General features: G+C 47.8%; 14 protein-coding genes. 10 read left to right on the top strand and 4 right to left on the bottom strand.

Annotation, left to right across the window (positions count from 1 at the left end; genetic code table 11):
* Nucleotides 1-7: 7 nt before the first annotated feature.
* From accC to ACYIA1_RS01225, 3 genes are all read right to left on the bottom strand, one after another.
* The gene (gene accC / locus ACYIA1_RS01235) at nucleotides 8-1,519 is read right to left on the bottom strand and encodes an acetyl-CoA carboxylase biotin carboxylase subunit (RefSeq protein ID WP_008774450.1); all 1,512 of its coding nucleotides are present in this window, start codon (nucleotides 1,517-1,519) and stop codon (nucleotides 8-10) included.
* Between the two features lie 12 nt (nucleotides 1,520-1,531).
* Entirely contained in the window at nucleotides 1,532-3,076 is a 1,545-nt protein-coding gene (locus ACYIA1_RS01230; RefSeq protein ID WP_005865611.1) for an acyl-CoA carboxylase subunit beta, read from the bottom strand.
* A gap of 141 nt (nucleotides 3,077-3,217) precedes the next feature.
* Entirely contained in the window at nucleotides 3,218-4,051 is an 834-nt protein-coding gene (locus ACYIA1_RS01225) for a phospholipase A (protein ID WP_005855233.1), read from the bottom strand.
* Nucleotides 4,052-4,205: 154 nt separating this feature from the next.
* On the opposite strand from ACYIA1_RS01225, the gene ACYIA1_RS01220 reads away from it, so the two are divergent.
* A complete protein-coding gene (locus tag ACYIA1_RS01220; RefSeq protein WP_480334126.1) occupies nucleotides 4,206-6,014 on the top strand; it encodes a MutS family DNA mismatch repair protein in 1,809 nt (602 codons plus the stop codon).
* A gap of 45 nt (nucleotides 6,015-6,059) precedes the next feature.
* Here ACYIA1_RS01220 and ACYIA1_RS01215 read toward each other — a convergent pair whose 3' ends face one another.
* Nucleotides 6,060-6,851, bottom strand: a complete 792-nt coding sequence (locus ACYIA1_RS01215; protein ID WP_005865607.1) for a M48 family metallopeptidase — start codon at nucleotides 6,849-6,851, stop codon at nucleotides 6,060-6,062.
* Between the two features lie 381 nt (nucleotides 6,852-7,232).
* Between ACYIA1_RS01215 and ACYIA1_RS01210 the strand changes: the two genes are divergently transcribed.
* From ACYIA1_RS01210 to ACYIA1_RS01170, 9 genes are all read left to right on the top strand, one after another.
* On the top strand, nucleotides 7,233-7,673 hold the full coding sequence (locus tag ACYIA1_RS01210; protein ID WP_005865605.1) for an arginine repressor: 441 nt from the start codon (nucleotides 7,233-7,235) through the stop codon (nucleotides 7,671-7,673).
* Between the two features lie 28 nt (nucleotides 7,674-7,701).
* Nucleotides 7,702-8,295 carry a GNAT family N-acetyltransferase gene (locus ACYIA1_RS01205; protein WP_005865603.1) on the top strand — a complete coding sequence of 198 codons (594 nt, stop codon included), beginning with the start codon at nucleotides 7,702-7,704 and terminating at the stop codon, nucleotides 8,293-8,295.
* 38 nt (nucleotides 8,296-8,333) lie between these two features.
* Nucleotides 8,334-9,533, top strand: coding sequence for an argininosuccinate synthase (locus tag ACYIA1_RS01200; RefSeq protein ID WP_005855223.1), 1,200 nt, complete (start codon nucleotides 8,334-8,336; stop codon nucleotides 9,531-9,533).
* Nucleotides 9,530-10,498, top strand: coding sequence for an N-acetyl-gamma-glutamyl-phosphate reductase (argC, locus tag ACYIA1_RS01195; protein ID WP_480334122.1), 969 nt, complete (start codon nucleotides 9,530-9,532; stop codon nucleotides 10,496-10,498). Before ACYIA1_RS01200 ends, argC begins: the two co-directional genes overlap by 4 nt.
* Nucleotides 10,499-10,512: 14 nt before the next feature.
* On the top strand, nucleotides 10,513-11,640 hold the full coding sequence (locus ACYIA1_RS01190) for an aspartate aminotransferase family protein (RefSeq protein ID WP_005865599.1): 1,128 nt from the start codon (nucleotides 10,513-10,515) through the stop codon (nucleotides 11,638-11,640).
* 183 nt (nucleotides 11,641-11,823) lie between these two features.
* Entirely contained in the window at nucleotides 11,824-12,426 is a 603-nt protein-coding gene (locus ACYIA1_RS01185) for a DUF4369 domain-containing protein (protein ID WP_005865597.1), read from the top strand.
* The gene (locus ACYIA1_RS01180) at nucleotides 12,410-13,975 is read left to right on the top strand and encodes a DUF6057 family protein (RefSeq protein ID WP_005865595.1); all 1,566 of its coding nucleotides are present in this window, start codon (nucleotides 12,410-12,412) and stop codon (nucleotides 13,973-13,975) included. Before ACYIA1_RS01185 ends, ACYIA1_RS01180 begins: the two co-directional genes overlap by 17 nt.
* Nucleotides 13,972-15,444, top strand: a complete 1,473-nt coding sequence (locus tag ACYIA1_RS01175) for a TolB family protein (protein ID WP_480334119.1) — start codon at nucleotides 13,972-13,974, stop codon at nucleotides 15,442-15,444. Before ACYIA1_RS01180 ends, ACYIA1_RS01175 begins: the two co-directional genes overlap by 4 nt.
* Before the next feature lie 7 nt (nucleotides 15,445-15,451).
* The gene (locus tag ACYIA1_RS01170; protein ID WP_480334117.1) at nucleotides 15,452-17,221 is read left to right on the top strand and encodes a DUF6057 family protein; all 1,770 of its coding nucleotides are present in this window, start codon (nucleotides 15,452-15,454) and stop codon (nucleotides 17,219-17,221) included.
* The last annotated feature ends 2 nt before the right edge of the window (nucleotides 17,222-17,223 follow it).

Genomic DNA, 17,223 nt, shown 5'->3' with positions numbered 1-17,223 from the left:
CCTCTCATTAAAAGTTATTGGCCAACATTTGTAACTTCCCGTAGTGTTTCCACAGGGACTCCCCTACCAGCGGAACGGTCGTCGCACGGGCGGCCGCCTCTTTCTCCTCCTCGTAATGCTTCAAGGCGGCGGCGATCACGGCTACGGTCGGATCGCTGTTCTGGCGACGTTTCAAGTCTTCCTTATCGAACTTGGTGTCGATAAAGGTCGTATCGTAATTCCCCTTCAAGAAGGTCGCGTTATGCAACACACGCAGGTGGAAGGGAATCGTTGTCTTGATTCCCAAGATCTTGTATTCCCGCAAGGCACGTATCATATTCGAGATGGCGGACTCACGGGTCCGGCCCCATGTGCAAAGCTTGGCGATCATCGGATCGTAATGCAAGGACACCTCGAAACCGGCGTAAGCGGCGCTATCCAGACGCACGTTACGTCCCTCGGGAGCCTCACGCACCTTGATCACGCCCGGAGAGGGCATAAAGTTATTTTCCGGGTCCTCCGCATAGATACGGCATTCCAAGGCATGCCCCCGGCAAGCCACATCTTCCTGCTTATAAGGCAGACGATTTCCTGCGGCCACCAAGATCATATCGCGAACCAAGTCCACGCCCGTTGTCTCCTCCGTCACCAGATGCTCCACTTGAAGGCGGGTATTCATCTCGAGGAAATAGAAGTTCTGGTCCTTATCCATCATGAACTCCAACGTCCCGGCACTGTAGTAACCGATTTTCTTGCAAGCCTCCACCGCTACGGCCAACATCTTCTGGCGAGCGGCCTCCTTCACGAATGGAGAGGGCGCTTCCTCGATCACCTTCTGGTTACGGCGCTGGATAGAGCACTCACGCTCATACAGATGGATCACGTTCCCATATTTATCCCCGAGTACCTGCACCTCGATATGATGGGGGTTCTCGATATACTTCTCGATATAGATGGCATCGTTTCCGAACGAGTTGGCCGCCTCGGAACGAGACATACGGAAAGCCGCTTCCATCTCATCCTCGCTATGTACCAAACGCATACCCTTTCCACCGCCTCCGGCAAGCGCCTTTAGCATAATCGGATAACCCACCTCGGCGGCTACCTTCTTGGCATCCTCTATGTCCGTCACCGGTTTTTCCGTTCCGGGAACAACCGGCACACCGGCTTCTTTCATGATCTTACGGGCCTCGGTCTTTATACCCATCTTCGCGATCACGTCGGCGCTCGGGCCGATAAAGATCACGCCCTCCTCCTCGCAACGGCGGGCGAAGTCGGCGTTCTCCGACAAAAAGCCGTAACCCGGATGAATGGCGGCTCCTGTCTTCTTGGCGATCTCAAGGATCAAGTCCGGCTTCAAGTAAGAGGTATCCGCTTCATCTTCCGAGATGCAGTAGGCTTCCTCCGCATAACGTACATGTAATGCTCCGCGATCCACATGCGTATAGATCGCTACGGTCGGGATGTTCATCACCCGGCAGGTGCGGAATATCCGCATCGCTATCTCGCCACGATTGGCTACTAATACTTTCTTTATCATAAGGATTCGTTTTTAAAGAGGAATATTGGAATGCTTCTTCGGAGGATTGGATTGCCGTTTGTTGGCCAGCAACTCAAAACTACGGATCAAGCGGCTGCGTGTGATAGACGGCTCGATGATCTCGTCTACATAGCCTAACTCAGCGGCCCGGTACGGGTTAGCGAACTTCTCCCGGTAATCGGCTTGCAATTCCTTCCGTTTGCCTTCGGGATCTTCCGCGGTCTTCAAATCCTTACGGAACAAGATATTCACGGCACCATCCGGTCCCATGACAGCGATTTCGGCGGTTGGATAAGCGAAGTTGATATCGCCCCGGATATGCTTGGAGCTCATCACGTCGTAAGCGCCGCCATAAGCCTTTCGGGTAATGACGGTCACTTTCGGCACGGTAGCCTCGCAATACGCGTACAATAACTTAGCGCCATGACGGATAATCCCCTCGTACTCTTGGTTCACGCCCGGCAAGAAACCCGGTACATCCACCAGCGTCAACAGCGGTATATTAAACGCGTCGCAGAAACGGACGAAACGGGCGGCCTTTACGGATGCGTTGATATCCAGCGTACCGGCCAACGCGGCAGGTTGATTCGCCACGACACCGATCGTCTTTCCATTCAAACGGATATAACCGATAATGATGTTCTTGGCATATTCCTCTTGTATCTCGAAGAAGTTTTGATCATCAGCCACGGAAAGGATCAGTTCTTTCATGTCGTACGGCTGGTTGGGATTAGTAGGAACCAGCAGATCCAATTGCGGATCGATGCGGTTCGGGCTATCGGTAGTAGGAACGAATGGCGGCTCTTCCATATTATTATTCGGCAAGAACGACATCAACTCACGTATCTTCAAGATACAATCCATATCGTTATCCGCCGTGCAATGAGCCACTCCGGAACGGGTGCTATGCACTTCCGAGCCTCCCAGATTCTCCATCGTAACCTCTTCTTGCGTCACGCTTTTCACGACCTCCGGGCCGGTGATAAACATATAGCTCGTTTGTTTTACCATAAAGATAAAGTCCGTCAACGCCGGCGAGTAAACCGCTCCACCCGCACACGGGCCCATAATGGCGCTAATCTGCGGGATCACGCCCGAAGCCAACGAGTTCCGGAGGAATATCTCGGCGTATCCCGCCAAGGAACGAACTCCTTCTTGAATACGTGCGCCTCCCGAATCGTTCAACCCGATCACCGGAGCGCCTAGTTCCGTTGCCATGTCCATGATCTTACAGATCTTACGGGCATACGTCTCGGACAAGGCTCCACCGAATACCGTGAAGTCCTGAGCGAAAACAAATACCGTGCGTTGCCCGATCATTCCGTAACCGGTGACCACGCCATCCCCTAATGGACGCTGTTTTTCTAAACCGAACTCATGGCACGTATGTGTCACGAACTTGTCGATTTCCACGAAACTACCTTTTTCCAATAGTAGTTCGATTCTTTCTCTAGCGGTTAGTTTACCTGCCGCATGTTGCTTCGCAATGCGGTCTTCTCCGCCCCCTAACTCAGCTTTGTGGTTGAGAGCTTTTAATTTTTCAATTTTTTCCTTCATGGCGTATCTCTTTAATTATCCGGGAAACGTTCAATATATTAGAAAACAAAGTCTGTAAATGTATTGTTTCCTAAAGAAACGAAATGTATCATATATTACATCTATCGCCCGATCAATGAGATCTATCAAGAAGGATATTTTTTAGTAAATACTGAAATCTTGCGGCTTGATCACGAAACCGATCCGCAGCATGCTTTTGTATTGATTGTATTCCAAAAGGTTCTCACCGTAACCATTATAATATTGCAGGAAGAAATATTGGTTCTCGTTATTATTAAACTTATAGCTCAACTCGATCTGAGTGTTAAAGCTGAACCAAGTCTTTCGTTTGGTCAAGATAACCCCGCAGTTAAAGCGCCTGTTGTCTGTCCGGTAATTGGCGGCTACTTGGAATATACCATTATATTTAAGGATGTCTTTATTTTCCTTACCGTCCACGATCGGTATCCAGCCCTTGAATTGAACTTCCCAGTTCTTATTCAACAGGACAGCCGCCGCTAGGGTGATCTTGTTCCAACTTCGGGAGAAGATGCTATCTTTACCGTTCGACTCGTGCTCGACCATCAAATAGCCTTTCCCGATATATTTATTCTTATGCACGATAAGGTGCCCCAAACCGATACCCGGATTAAAATTCAAGTCGCGCATCGGCAAGGACTCTTGAAAGACATTCCAAAAAGCCTTTTGCGTGTATTGCAAGAAAAGATAGGTATCGAAGGGGAGTTTACTTTTCGTAAGACGTTGGGCGATGCTCAACTGGAATTTAACGTCGGAGTTTCTCGCCGTAGGCTTGTTGCCGATAGGGATACCGCCAATAAAATAATTGTCCTTGAATAAGGTAAAATAAGGTGACTTATCCAAAATCGCACGAATACTATCCGCATTATAACTCTCTTCCGGCCCTTTCGCTAAAACTTGCGAATGTGCCATACCGCAAACAAGAAGGAAGAGAAAGGATATAATCGTTTTTTTCATAAATGATCTTAAATTATAAATATGTCTGCGAATATAGGGGAAACGGCAGTTGGCTTTATCGCCCAAATTACATGAATAATGGTCATTTCACCTATGAATATAATATATAAACCAAAATTCAAGAGGTTAGTTCATTTTTCCTATATTCGCGGCTATGGAAGAAATCTATAGTTATTACAAAGAAAATATCGACGCTTATACACGGCGCTTGGGTAATTTGAAAAAGAAGATCCATTTGATGGGGAGTATCCGGTTGGCTTTAGTGGTGGGAGCGATCCTCTCCTTATGGATATTCAGGGATGAGAGTTGGCAATGGCTGACGGGGATCACCTTCGCTTATATCATCCCGTTTGCGCTCCTGATGTGGTACCATAATAAAATGTACGCACGAAAAGTATACGCCGAGACCTTGATTAAACTAAACGAGGATGAGCTAAAAGGACTGGACTATGATTTCAGCGCGTTCGATGGGGCGGCCGATAAGATCTCGGGCGAGCACTCTTTCTGCTTGGATCTGGATGTGTTTGGAGACCGCTCCTTGTTTCAATCGCTCAATCGTACCGTAACCGGGTTCGGGCGGGAACGACTGGCCGGTTGGCTCTCGAATCCCTTGACAGATAAGAAGGAGATCGTCAAACGGCAAGAGGCTGTCAAGGAATTAGCGGCTTTATCCGCCTTACGGCAGCATTTCTATGTGACGGGAATCATCCGGCAGGACACGCAAGATACGAGAGACAACGATATCAACTTTATGGACCGACTCACTCAGCGTAAGCATAAATTCGTTGATAGCCTACCGTGGAAACTATTGATCTGGGCGGTCCCAGTGTTGTGGATCGTATTGGGTATCGCTTACTCGCTGGATTGGATCAGCGGGAGTTTATTGAATATTTATTTCTTAATCACGTTAGTGATCGCTTACGGACGAGCCAAGGAAATCAATGCGCTTTACGCGACCGTCAATAAGATGGAGTCTATTTTCAATCGGTACTCAAAGCTGATGCAATGTGTGGAAGAAGATAATTTCCAGTCGAAAGAGCTGAAAGAGATCAGCGGACAATTAGCGAATGAGAAGGAATTGGCCTCGCATGCTATCAAACGCTTGTCGTCGTATATCGGAGGATTAGACCAACGATTCAGTTTGGCGGGTATCATTTTCAATCTCTTCTACTTGCGGGATACACGCCATGCCATCCTTTTGGAACGCTGGATTCAGACTTACTCCGATAAACTTCCGCTTTGGTTCGACGCGCTGGCTCGTTTCGACGCGCTGAACTCGTTGGGTGGTTTCGCTTTCAACCATCCGGAATACATCTATCCGGAGATTGCCGACACTTATTTCCAAATGGAAGGCAAGGCTTTGGGACATCCTCTTTTGAACCGGGATGTCTGCGTAAAGAACGATATCGATATCCGCAAAAGTCCTTGGTTCCTGATTATCACTGGAGCGAATATGGCCGGAAAAAGTACATACCTCCGGACGATCGGTGTCAATTACTTATTGGCTTGCGTAGGCGCTCCGGTCTGTGCCGCCTCCTTGACGGTTTATCCCGCCCACATGGTTACCAGCTTGCGTACCTCGGATTCCTTGGCTAGCAACGAGTCTTATTTCTTCGCGGAGTTGAAACGGCTGAAAATGATTATCGACAGGCTGCAAAACGGGGAGAAGCTATTTATCATCTTGGACGAGATCTTGAAGGGAACAAATTCTATCGACAAGCAGAAAGGCTCTCTTGCCCTTATGAAACAGCTGGTCGCTTATAAGGCTTGCGGCATCATCGCCACCCACGATTTAGTGTTGGGTACTTTGGAGGAAGAGTTCCCGGAACAAATAAAGAATTACCGCTTCGAAGCGGATATAAAAGACGAGGAGCTATCCTTCTCTTATCAACTAAGAGAAGGGATAGCCCAGAATATGAATGCTTGTTTCTTAATGAACAAGATGGGAATCTTGTTTAATTGAAAATTGAGACAAGTGGTAAAATAACTGTCACTTGTCAACTGCCAACTACTTTTTGTATTTGGTTTTGATTGCGGGTAGGACTTTTTGGATTTCCGCTATACGAGTGGCATCACTGGGGTGCGTACTCATAAATTCCGGCGTAGAGCCACTCTTTCCGGCGGACATCTTTTGCCAGAAGTTGACTGCCACGTCCGGATTGTATCCCGCCATAGTCATGAATACCAATCCCATATAATCCGCTTCCGACTCGTGCTTACGGGAGAAAGGAAGCATTACGCCATACTGCGCTCCCACACCATATACTGTATTGGCCGCTTGCTGTACCGCCGCGCTCTTATTGCTTACAGCCGCACCTAAAATAGCCGCCCCGTATTGGGCCATTAGTTGCTGGCTCATACGCTCATTGCTGTGTTTAGCTACGGCATGGGCGACCTCATGCCCGATGACCACCGCCAATTCATCGTCCGAGGAAACTAAAGGCAGCAATCCCTCGTACACCACGATCTTGCCTCCCGGCATACAGAAGGCGTTCACCTGCGGATCATTCACCAAATTAAACTCCCAAGAGAAGTTTTTTACCTCATCCGCCATCCCGTTCGCCCGCAAATAGTCCTCCGTAGCGGCGGCTATCCTCTTGCCGACCCGGGTTACCATAGCGCTCTTGTTCGCGTTCGTCGACTTCTTCGCCGTCTTTATATAATCGTTGTACTGGGTAAGGCTGGACGATAACACCTCTTGGTCCGAAACCAACAGCACTTGCTTACGTCCTGTCAACGGTACGCTGGAACAGCCTGCCAATAAAAGCAAGGCCACGAATAAACTTGCTATTTTTCTCATATCCTTTTACTTGAAATTAAACCTGATACTCTCTTTTTAATAACGCAAAGATACTACCATTTTGTTCAAAACGACCACACCCTTTCGTTCTTTCTATAGGAAGTATTAGCCTTTTCTTTGAATGACATTCATCATCTACCATCCGTTGCATAATCATCTACCAATTGGTACATGATCTTCTAACAGCTGTTGCATGATCCTCCAACGGCTGATAGAAGATGAATATAAATAGATGAAATGCCTAACACTTACAGTGATTAAACCTAGACTAAGCAGGAAAATCCCTTACCCCCTACTTATATCAGAAAAAAAAGCCCTTGATTGTATATTTATTCAACAATACTCTTTATATTTGCAGCCTGTTTTGCATAAATATACAACATGAGTACAAAGAAGGAACGATTGGATGCCATTTGCGGTATTATACAGACGAAAGTGATAAGTAATCAAGAAGAACTGCTTAAAGAACTGGAAGATAGCGGATTCTCGGTTACGCAAGCTACGCTTTCCCGCGACATCAAGCAACTGAAAGTAGCCAAGGTACACGACGGAACCGGAGATTATGTATATCGCCTTCCCGAAGAGAGTATAAGCAAACAAGCACAGCCTGAAGGCAAGAAAAAGCCGAATATCGAGTTTTCCGGAAACTTGGCGGTGGTGAAGACACGACCGGGTTACGCCATGGGAATTGCCTCGGACATAGACTCCCATGCCCCCAGCGAGATACTGGCCACCATAGCCGGAGACGATACGATCTTGGTAATCCCCCGCAACGGTGTGAGCCAAGAGAAGGTGATTGCCGCTTTATCACATTTTATATAAAAGGAAAAAACTAAGAACAAACAATAAAATGGAACAAGAAATAGAAATTGATGTTATGATCGCTGATGCCTCTCACGAGGTATATGTGGATACGATCCTAGATACGATCGAGTCTGCCGCTAAAGTCCGGGGCACGGGTATCGCCAAACGTACGCACGAGTATGTGGCCCAGAAGATGAAAGAGGGCAAAGCGGTGATCGCCTTGGCGGGAAACGAGTTCGCCGGGTTTAGTTATATCGAGTCATGGGGAAACAAGCAGTACGTGACTACCTCCGGCTTGATCGTACATCCGAATTTCCGGGGCTTGGGTATCGCGAAACGCATCAAAGACATGACTTTCCAACTTGCCCGCATGCGCTGGCCGAAAGCGAAGATATTCAGCCTTACCTCCGGCGCTGCCGTGATGAAGATGAATACCGAGCTGGGATATGTACCGGTTACGTTCTCCGACTTGACGGACGATGAGGCTTTCTGGCGAGGTTGCAACGGTTGCGTGAACCACGATATCTTGGAACGCACCGAACGTAAGTATTGCATCTGCACGGCCATGCTGTTCGACCCGGCCGATCCGCATCGTGCGCAACGAGAGCGGGAGGCCCGTAATCAGACTAAAAAGGACTAAATTAATACGATAGAAAAACAACATAAAATAAAGAAACGATGAAGAAGAAAGTAGTAGTAGCGTTCAGCGGAGGTTTGGATACCTCATTCACGGTCATGTATCTGGCTAAAGAAAAAGGATACGAGGTATACGCCGCTTGCGCTAACACAGGTGGTTTCAGCGAGGAACAATTGAAACAAAACGAGGAGAACGCCTATAAGCTAGGCGCCACGAAATACGTGACGATCGACGTTACGAAAGAGTATTACGAGAAGAGCTTGAAGTACATGATTTTCGGAAACGTGCTGCGTAATGGTACGTATCCGATCTCCGTAAGCTCCGAGCGTATCTTCCAAGCCTTGGCGATCGCCCGCTACGCGAACGAGATTGGCGCCGACGCTATCGCCCATGGTTCTACCGGAGCCGGTAACGACCAGATCCGGTTCGATATGACTTTCTTGGTATTGGCTCCGAACGTGGAGATTATCACGTTGACCCGCGATATGGCCTTGAGCCGCGAGGAAGAGATCAACTACTTGAAGGAACACGGTTTCGAGGCCGATTTCACGAAGTTGAAATATTCCTATAACGTAGGTCTTTGGGGAACCTCTATCTGCGGTGGCGAGATTCTTGATTCTGCGCAAGGATTACCCGAGAGCGCTTATCTGAAACAAGTGGAGAAAACCGGCAGCGAGCAATTGCGCATCGAGTTCAAGAACGGTGAGGTTCATGCCGTGAATGGTGAGGTGTTCGAGGATAAGATCGCCGCTATCCAGAAGATCGAGGAGATCGGGGCGGCTTACGGTATCGGCCGTGATATGCACGTGGGCGATACGATCATCGGCATCAAGGGACGGGTCGGTTTCGAAGCTGCCGCTCCTATGTTGATTATCGGGGCGCACCGCTTCCTAGAGAAATATACGTTGAGCAAATGGCAACAATACTGGAAGGATCAGGTAGCGAACTGGTACGGCATGTTCTTGCACGAGAGCCAATATCTGGAACCGGTGATGCGCGATATCGAGGCGATGTTGCAAGAGTCTCAGCGTAACGTGAACGGTACGGCTATTCTGGAGCTTCGTCCGTTGTCCTTCTCTACCGTTGGCGTAGAATCTGAGGATGACTTGGTGAAGACGAAATTCGGTGAGTACGGAGAGATGCAGAAAGGCTGGACCGCCGAGGACGCTAAAGGCTTCATCAAGGTTCTTTCCACTCCGTTGCGTGTTTATTATACGAACCATAAAGACGAAGAGATATGATTAAATGCGGAATTATAGGCGGAGCGGGTTACACGGCGGGTGAATTGATCCGCCTGCTCCTAAACCACCCTGATGCCGAGCTTACATTTATAAACAGTAGCAGTAACGCCGGTAACAAGATCACGGACGTGCATGGCGGTCTTTATGGCGAGACGGATTTGGTGTTCACCAGCGAGTTGCCGTTAGATAGCATCGACCTTCTGTTCTTCTGTACCGCTCATGGCGATACGAAAAAGTTCATGGAGAGCCACACGGTTCCCGAGAACGTGAAGATTATCGACCTGAGCATGGACTACCGGATCGAAGGCCCGGAGCACGATTTCGTGTACGGCCTGCCGGAATTAAACCGCCGCCAGATTTGCAACGCCCGGCATATAGCGAACCCCGGTTGTTTCGCTACTTGCATCCAATTGGGCGTATTGCCGTTGGCGAAGCACTTGATGCTGAATTCCGACTTGCATGTCAATGCCATCACGGGATCGACGGGAGCGGGCGTGAAGCCTTCTTCCACCTCTCACTTTAGCTGGCGCAACGACAACATATCGATCTATAAGCCTTTTACGCATCAGCACTTGGCCGAGATCAACCAGAGCTTGAGCCAGTTGCAGAAGAGCTATTCAAGCCGGATCAACTTCATCCCCGTACGCGGTAATTTCTCCCGTGGTATATTCGCCACGACATACATCGATTGCAAGATCGACTTGGTGGAGATCCGACGTATTTATGAGGAATACTATGATGATCACAGCTTCACGTTTATCACTGATAAGAACCCGGATTTGAAACAAGTGGTAAATACGAATAAATGCTTGATCCACTTACAGAAAATAGATGATAAGCTTCTTATCATCTCTATGATCGATAACTTATTGAAGGGTGCTAGCGGCCAAGCGGTCCACAACATGAACTTATTGTTCGGGTTGGAGGAGACGGTTGGCTTACACTTAAAACCCTCAGCGTTTTAAAAAATACGACAAAGATGAATTTATTCGACGTATATCCATTATTTAATATAGAGATCGTACAAGGCAAAGGATGCCATGTATGGGATAGCGAGGGAAACGAGTACCTCGACTTATATGGCGGCCATGCCGTGATCTCGGTGGGGCACAGCCACCCTACTTACGTAAAGGCGATTACCGAGCAGGTAAATAAATTAGGCTTTTATTCGAACTCGGTTATCAATAGCTTGCAACAAAAATTAGCGGATAAGCTAGGGAAGGCTTCCGGCTACGATGATTATTCGTTGTTCTTGATCAACTCCGGAGCGGAGGCGAACGAGAATGCGTTAAAGCTCGCCTCTTTCCATAACGGGAAGAAGCGGGTGATCGCATTCAAGCACGCCTTTCATGGGCGTACCTCCGCCGCCGTACGTGTCACGGATAACCCGAAGATCATCGCTCCGGTAAATGAGGATCTAGCGGTTACTTATCTTCCATTGAACGACGCTTCCGCCGTAGAGGAAGAGTTGAAGAAGGGGGATGTATCGTCCGTGATCATCGAAGGTATCCAAGGTGTAGGTGGCATCCAATTGCCAACGGATGATTTTATGCGTGAGTTACGCAACCTGTGTACGACTTATGATGCCTGTCTGATCTTGGATGAGATTCAATCCGGATATGGAAGAAGCGGTAAATTCTTCGCGCATCAATATGCCGGTATCAAGCCAGATTTGATCTCGGTAGCGAAAGGTATCGCCAATGGCTTCCCGATGGGTGGGTTATTGATCAGTCCGAAATTCAAGCCGGTTTATGGTATGCTCGGCACTACTTTCGGCGGTAACCATTTGGCTTGTGCAGCCGCTATCGCCGTTCTTGATATAATGGAAGACGAGCGTTTGATTGATAACGCAGCGAAAGTGGGTGCCTATTTATTGGAAGAGCTTCATAAACTTCCGGGTATCAAGGAAATTCGGGGCCGTGGTTTGATGATCGGTATCGAGTTCGAGGAATCTATCAAGGAAGTGCGTAGCAAACTTCTCTTTGAGGAGAAAGTGTTCACGGGCGTAGCCGGAACGAATACGATCCGTCTGCTTCCTCCGCTTTGTTTGACGATGGATGAGGCCAAGGAATTTATCCATCGCTTCAAGAAAGTCCTAAACGCTTAATTGTTCTTTATTTCATAAAAAGGGAGGATGTCTTAATCAGCGTTCTCCTTTTTTCATTCCTCCCCAACAGCTACGTAAATTAAGTATCACCCTTTGTCAAAAAAACATCATTCCTTTTTCCGAAAAAACACTAACTTTACGCAGTCTAAACTTTGAGTCTCTAATTACTAATGAACACGATCGATGAAATATCTATTTATAGGAGTATTCACTTTGTTGTGCCTATTTGCCTGTCAATCTAACGACTCCCAATACATCATAGAAGGCACCTTACCCACTGCGCAGCAGGATGGGGAATGGATTTATCTGGCACCCATGGAAAACGCCTCGATCGAAAATATCGATTCTACGAGAATAGAGAACGCACGGTTTACTTTCCAAGGAACGGGAGAAGAGATGAAAGTCCTCCGTATGCGCATCCTTTTGCGTCTCAAGTTCCAAGAGCTACTGGTCGTAACGGAACCGGGTGTGACCTCAGTACGGATAGACTCCATCAGCTCGGCCTCCGGTACACCGCAAAACGACGCCTTGCAGCATTGGAAAGACCGGAAGCAAAAGACCAATAGCGAATCCTATGCCCTATGGACAGCGCTTAAGACTTGCTCGCCGGAAGATTCCACCCGCATCAAGCAGACATGGGATTCCTTGAGAGTAGAGACGCAAGCTTTTAATTATGCGTTCATGAAAGAACATATCAACCAAACGGTCGGGAAATTCCTCTATAAGATGATAAAAACCTCCTTGACCGAAGAGCAACGAAAGGAACTGGATGAAGCGAATCATTAAACAGGATCTGTCGATCACGCTAGCGGTACTGGCGATAGCGATCTTCGCTTTCTTCTTCTGGATGTACCCCTATCATTTGTTCCACAAAGAGCAAATGATGCTGTTCTTGTACAGCGGTGAGTTTCTCCGTGGATATTTTCAGGAGGAAGCGTGGCTGGCTTGTCTCACCGGCGATTTCCTCACGCAATTCTTTTATTATATCGGGGGAGGCCCGTTCATCCTAAGCGTTGTCTTAACTTTATTTGCCCTGCTTACCTATCGGACATTCCGGCAATTCGTCAGCAAGAGATACGCCCTTCCTCTTATGATACTACTTGTATTATGGGAGGCCGGAAGGTCTTGCGGACTCGCCTATCCGTTATCCGCAACTCTCTCCTTGATCGGAGCAGAAGGTGTTTTCCTGTTATATAGCCGGAGCCAAACTGAGGGGCAACGTCTTCTTACCTGCATTCCCGCCATGCTTCTTTGCTATTGGTGCTTCGGGTACGGGGCATGGCTCTGTCTGGCCCTTATGCTGGCCGCCGGAATCATAGCGCACCATCAAAAGCTAAGTGCCCTGCTCGCAGTTGGTATATTGCTTCTTCCAGCGACCCAATATCCCGCTACCACTTGGTGGAGTAAGCCGGATCTCGACCGGGAGTATGTACTCAGCCTCGATGTGGAACATTATTTCGGAAATATACAAAAGATGAGGAAACATCTCGAGACAGACCGTCAAATCCTTTGGGTGACCTATTACCGGAACCTGTACAATGCCACGCATCCATCCGAGATCAACTCACCCGTATCTCTCTCCCGGAACCTCCTAGCGTGGAATCAACCGGGTACGAATGGGTTGATCCTTCCCGTGAACCCATCCGCTTCTTTTCTCTCTATCCTATTCGCCAACGAGTTATGGTTCACGTTAGGAGATATGACTATGGCCGAGCATTGCGCCATGCTAAGTATGATCTTCTCTCCTCGCAATTCGGGTAGCCGTATGATCAAACGGCTGGCTGAGATCAATCTGGTCAATGGGGATGATGAGGCAGCTCTTAAATATCTACGTATATTAGACAAGACACTCCTTCATAAAAGCTGGGCCGAAAAGAGAATACCCGGTCAGCAAACCCCGCAAGTAAAGGAGTGGCTGGAGAAGAAACGCAGAGACATCCCGACCCAAGACCAACTACGTTCCGGTAACGATGCCGTGACTTCCTTACAGAACTTAGTCGCCTCGAACGCCGGCAATCTCCGTGCTTACGAATATTTACTCTGCTATCATTTACTCTCCAAAGATCTCCGTTCTTTTGTAGAAGATTATGTACCGGGTAAGGTCTCTAGTCCCATTTTCGCCGAGGCCCTGCTGATCCATCTCGCCCGCCAAGGTAATATCCGTGCGGAAGAGCTTATAAAATACCAAATCCCGGTAGAGATAGCGAAAGAATTCGCCGATTATACCCGGCTTTATGAGGCAAAGGACACGAGTTTGAAAGAGAAATACGGCAAGACCTATTGGTTCTATTATCATTTTGCGACCACAGAGCCCGGAAAGGAGAGTAAGCCATGAAAGAAGTAAGAATCATGAAAGAGAACATAACCTATTACCTCGTCTGGATAATCTGCTTGCTGGCAGGATGTGCCCCTACCCCGAAGCAAATAGAGGATACCACAGACCCAATCCCTATGTATCCCGATTATACGGATATCATGATTCCCACGAATATCGCCCCTCTCAACTTCTTATTGAGAAACGATGCGGACGCTATGCAAGTAACTTTGAAAGGGGAATCAAAAGAGATACAATTATCTTTCGGAAAGAAAGCTATTTTCCCTTTAAACCTATGGGAAAGCCTTTTAGAGCAGGAAGTGGGCAACCGCCTGCAAATAACCGTAGTCGCCCGTATCAAGGGTAAATGGCTCCGTTACCCCTCTTTCTACTGGCAAGTAGTTCCGGAGAAACTGGATAGTTATATAAGCTACCGGCTTATCGAACCGGGTTACGAGGTATGGAACAAAATCCAATTATGCGAACGGGAGATTAATTCTTTTGAAGAACGGATTATCGCCGACAACAAAGATACCGACGGTTCTTGCATGAACTGCCATATTTACGGAAATAAGAAAGGAAGTTTATCCATGTTCCATTTACGGGGAAAGCAAGGAGGCACCCTGCTGAACCGTAACGGACATTTGAGGAAGTTGAAACTGAGCAACGACAGTCTGCCGAATGGGGCTGTCTATGGCGATTTCCATCCATCGGGGCAGTTCGCTGTTTTTTCCACGAATATTATCATCCCTGCTTTTCATTCGTTAGGGAGTAAGCGGTTGGAAGTCTATGATACGACCTCCGACCTAATGGTCGCAGATTTCAGAAAGAAACAACTCATCACCTCCCCATTGACTAGCCGGAAAGATGAGTTAGAGACTTTCCCAACTTTCTCGCCCGATGGGAACTGGATCTATTATTGTTCCGCTCCTCTCCAGCCGTTGCCCGATAGCATCCATAGCCTAAAATATTCCCTATGCCGCATATCTTTCCATAAAGATACCAAAGAATGGGGCCAACGGATCGAGACCGTATGGGATGCCCAGAAGCATAATGGCTCCGCCTGCCATCCCAAGATATCGCCCGACGGTAAATACCTGCTTTTCACGGTAGCCGATTATGGAACCTTCCCGATCTGGCACCGGGAAACAGACCTGCATATGATGAACCTCCAGACCGGGAAGATAGATACCTTACCTTCCGTCAACTCCGATAAATCGGATACCTACCATAGCTGGTCCTCTAACAGCCATTGGTTTGTCTTTGCCAGTAAGCGGGATGACGGACTATACGGAAAGCCTTATTTCTCTTACGTGGATAGTACGGGAAAAGCCTATAAACCGTTCGTACTCCCGCAAGAGGATCCGGAACATTACGATATCACGTTAAAATCTTATAATATACCTGAATTATCCACTAGCGAGCTTCCTTTCGACGCTGAAGATGTACAAGAGATCTACTACGACGAGGAAGCTGAGACTTTTAAATAATAGAATCATGGAAAATACACGTAAATATAGATACATAAGAGGAATCGCCTCCTTATTATTCGGCTGTGCGATTTGCCTGTTTTGGGGACTTTATTATCCTCATCATTTACATTACCACGAGCAATTCCAGTTATTCCTATTCACGCCGGAATATGGAATCGACAAATGTCTCCATCCCGGAGGCATCGCTGAATATATAGCGGAGTTCCTGACGCAGTTCTATTATTTCGCTTGGGCAGGGGCTACGATCTTGGCGATCGTTCTCGTGCTTATCCAACGGCAAATAAACTGGCTGGCCAAACAAATGGGGGCTTCCGACTTTTGGTATCCGCTCAGCTTTCTCCCTTCCATCCTGCTCTGGGTATTTTTATGTGATGAGAATGCCCTGCTGGCATTCCCCGTCTCCATAACTCTCGCCCTCTTCGCTCTAGTCATCCAGCGAAAAACCGCTCATTCATGGGGACGAATTATCTATACGCTCCTAATGATGCCGGTGCTCTACTGGGTGGTAGGTGGTGGGGCCTATTTCATCTTCGTGATCGGAGTAATAATCGGGCATTGCATCAAATCCGTGCCAGCCACATACAACAAATCCTATATTTGGATTCCTATCTACATCTTGCTTGGAATCCAATGCCCCCTATTGGCACAAAACCTCACGCAATATCCATTGCTTAGCCTCATGACCGGCATCGATTATTATCGTTTCCCCATGATCGTTCCCAACACCCTATTACTGACAATCGCTACCGTAGCCATAATGCCCGGGGCACTAGCCTTGCTACCCCCACCGGCAAAGGGTACTAAAGTTTGGATGGCTGCTATCCCCACCCTGCTCCTTATCGGTGGTGGCACATGGATCTATGCCGCCAGCAATCCGGATAAGGAAGAGGCCATGAAATACGACTACCTCACCCGCATGAAACAATGGAACCAGATCATCAAGGCGGCAGAAAACAAAGAGCCTAATTCCCCCTTCTCCGTGACCTGCTTAAATCTGGCTCTCGCCAAGACCGGACAATTAGGGGATCGCATGTTCCATTTCTACCAGAATGGAACGGAAGGATTGATCCCGACCTTCCAAAGAGATTTTACCTCACCGCTCCCAACCAGCGAGATATTCTATCATCTAGGAATGATCAACTCCTCACAGCGCTATATGTTCGAGGCGATGGAGGCTATCCCCGACTATAAGAAAAGCGGACGTGCCTATATGCGTCTGGCCGAGACCAACTTGATCAATGGACAATACGCAGTCGCCGCCAAATACCTGCGGGCTTTGCAGCATACCTTGTTCTATAAGAAATGGGCGACCAACGCCATGAGCTACCTAAATAACGATGAAAAGATAGAGAAGCATCCCGAATGGGGATGGTTGAGAAAAGCCCGATATACGGAAGATTTCTTGTTTAGCGACACGGAAATGGATGTCATGCTAGGCTTATTGCTGCAACATAACAAAAGTAACCGGATGGCTTTCGAATATATGTTAGCCTATGTCTTGCAAAAGAAGGATCTGGAACGTTTCATGAAATATTATCCGCTGGGAAAAGATCTGGGCTATAACCACATACCCATCTCTTATCAAGAGGCATTGATTTTCATTTGGACACAGCAGCATCCTAATTTCCAAGGCCTTCCTTGGAGCATCTCCCGCAACGAATTAGAAGGGGTAAGCGAGTTCGCCCGTGTCTATATGACGCAGAAAGACTCCGAGCCTATCCTTCGCCCGAAATACGAGAAGACATTTTGGTATTACTTATTATTCAGAAAATAAAC

It is taken from the genome of Parabacteroides sp. KHUB-02 (assembly GCF_056640955.1).
This window is presented reverse-complemented; position numbering and strand designations above follow the sequence as displayed.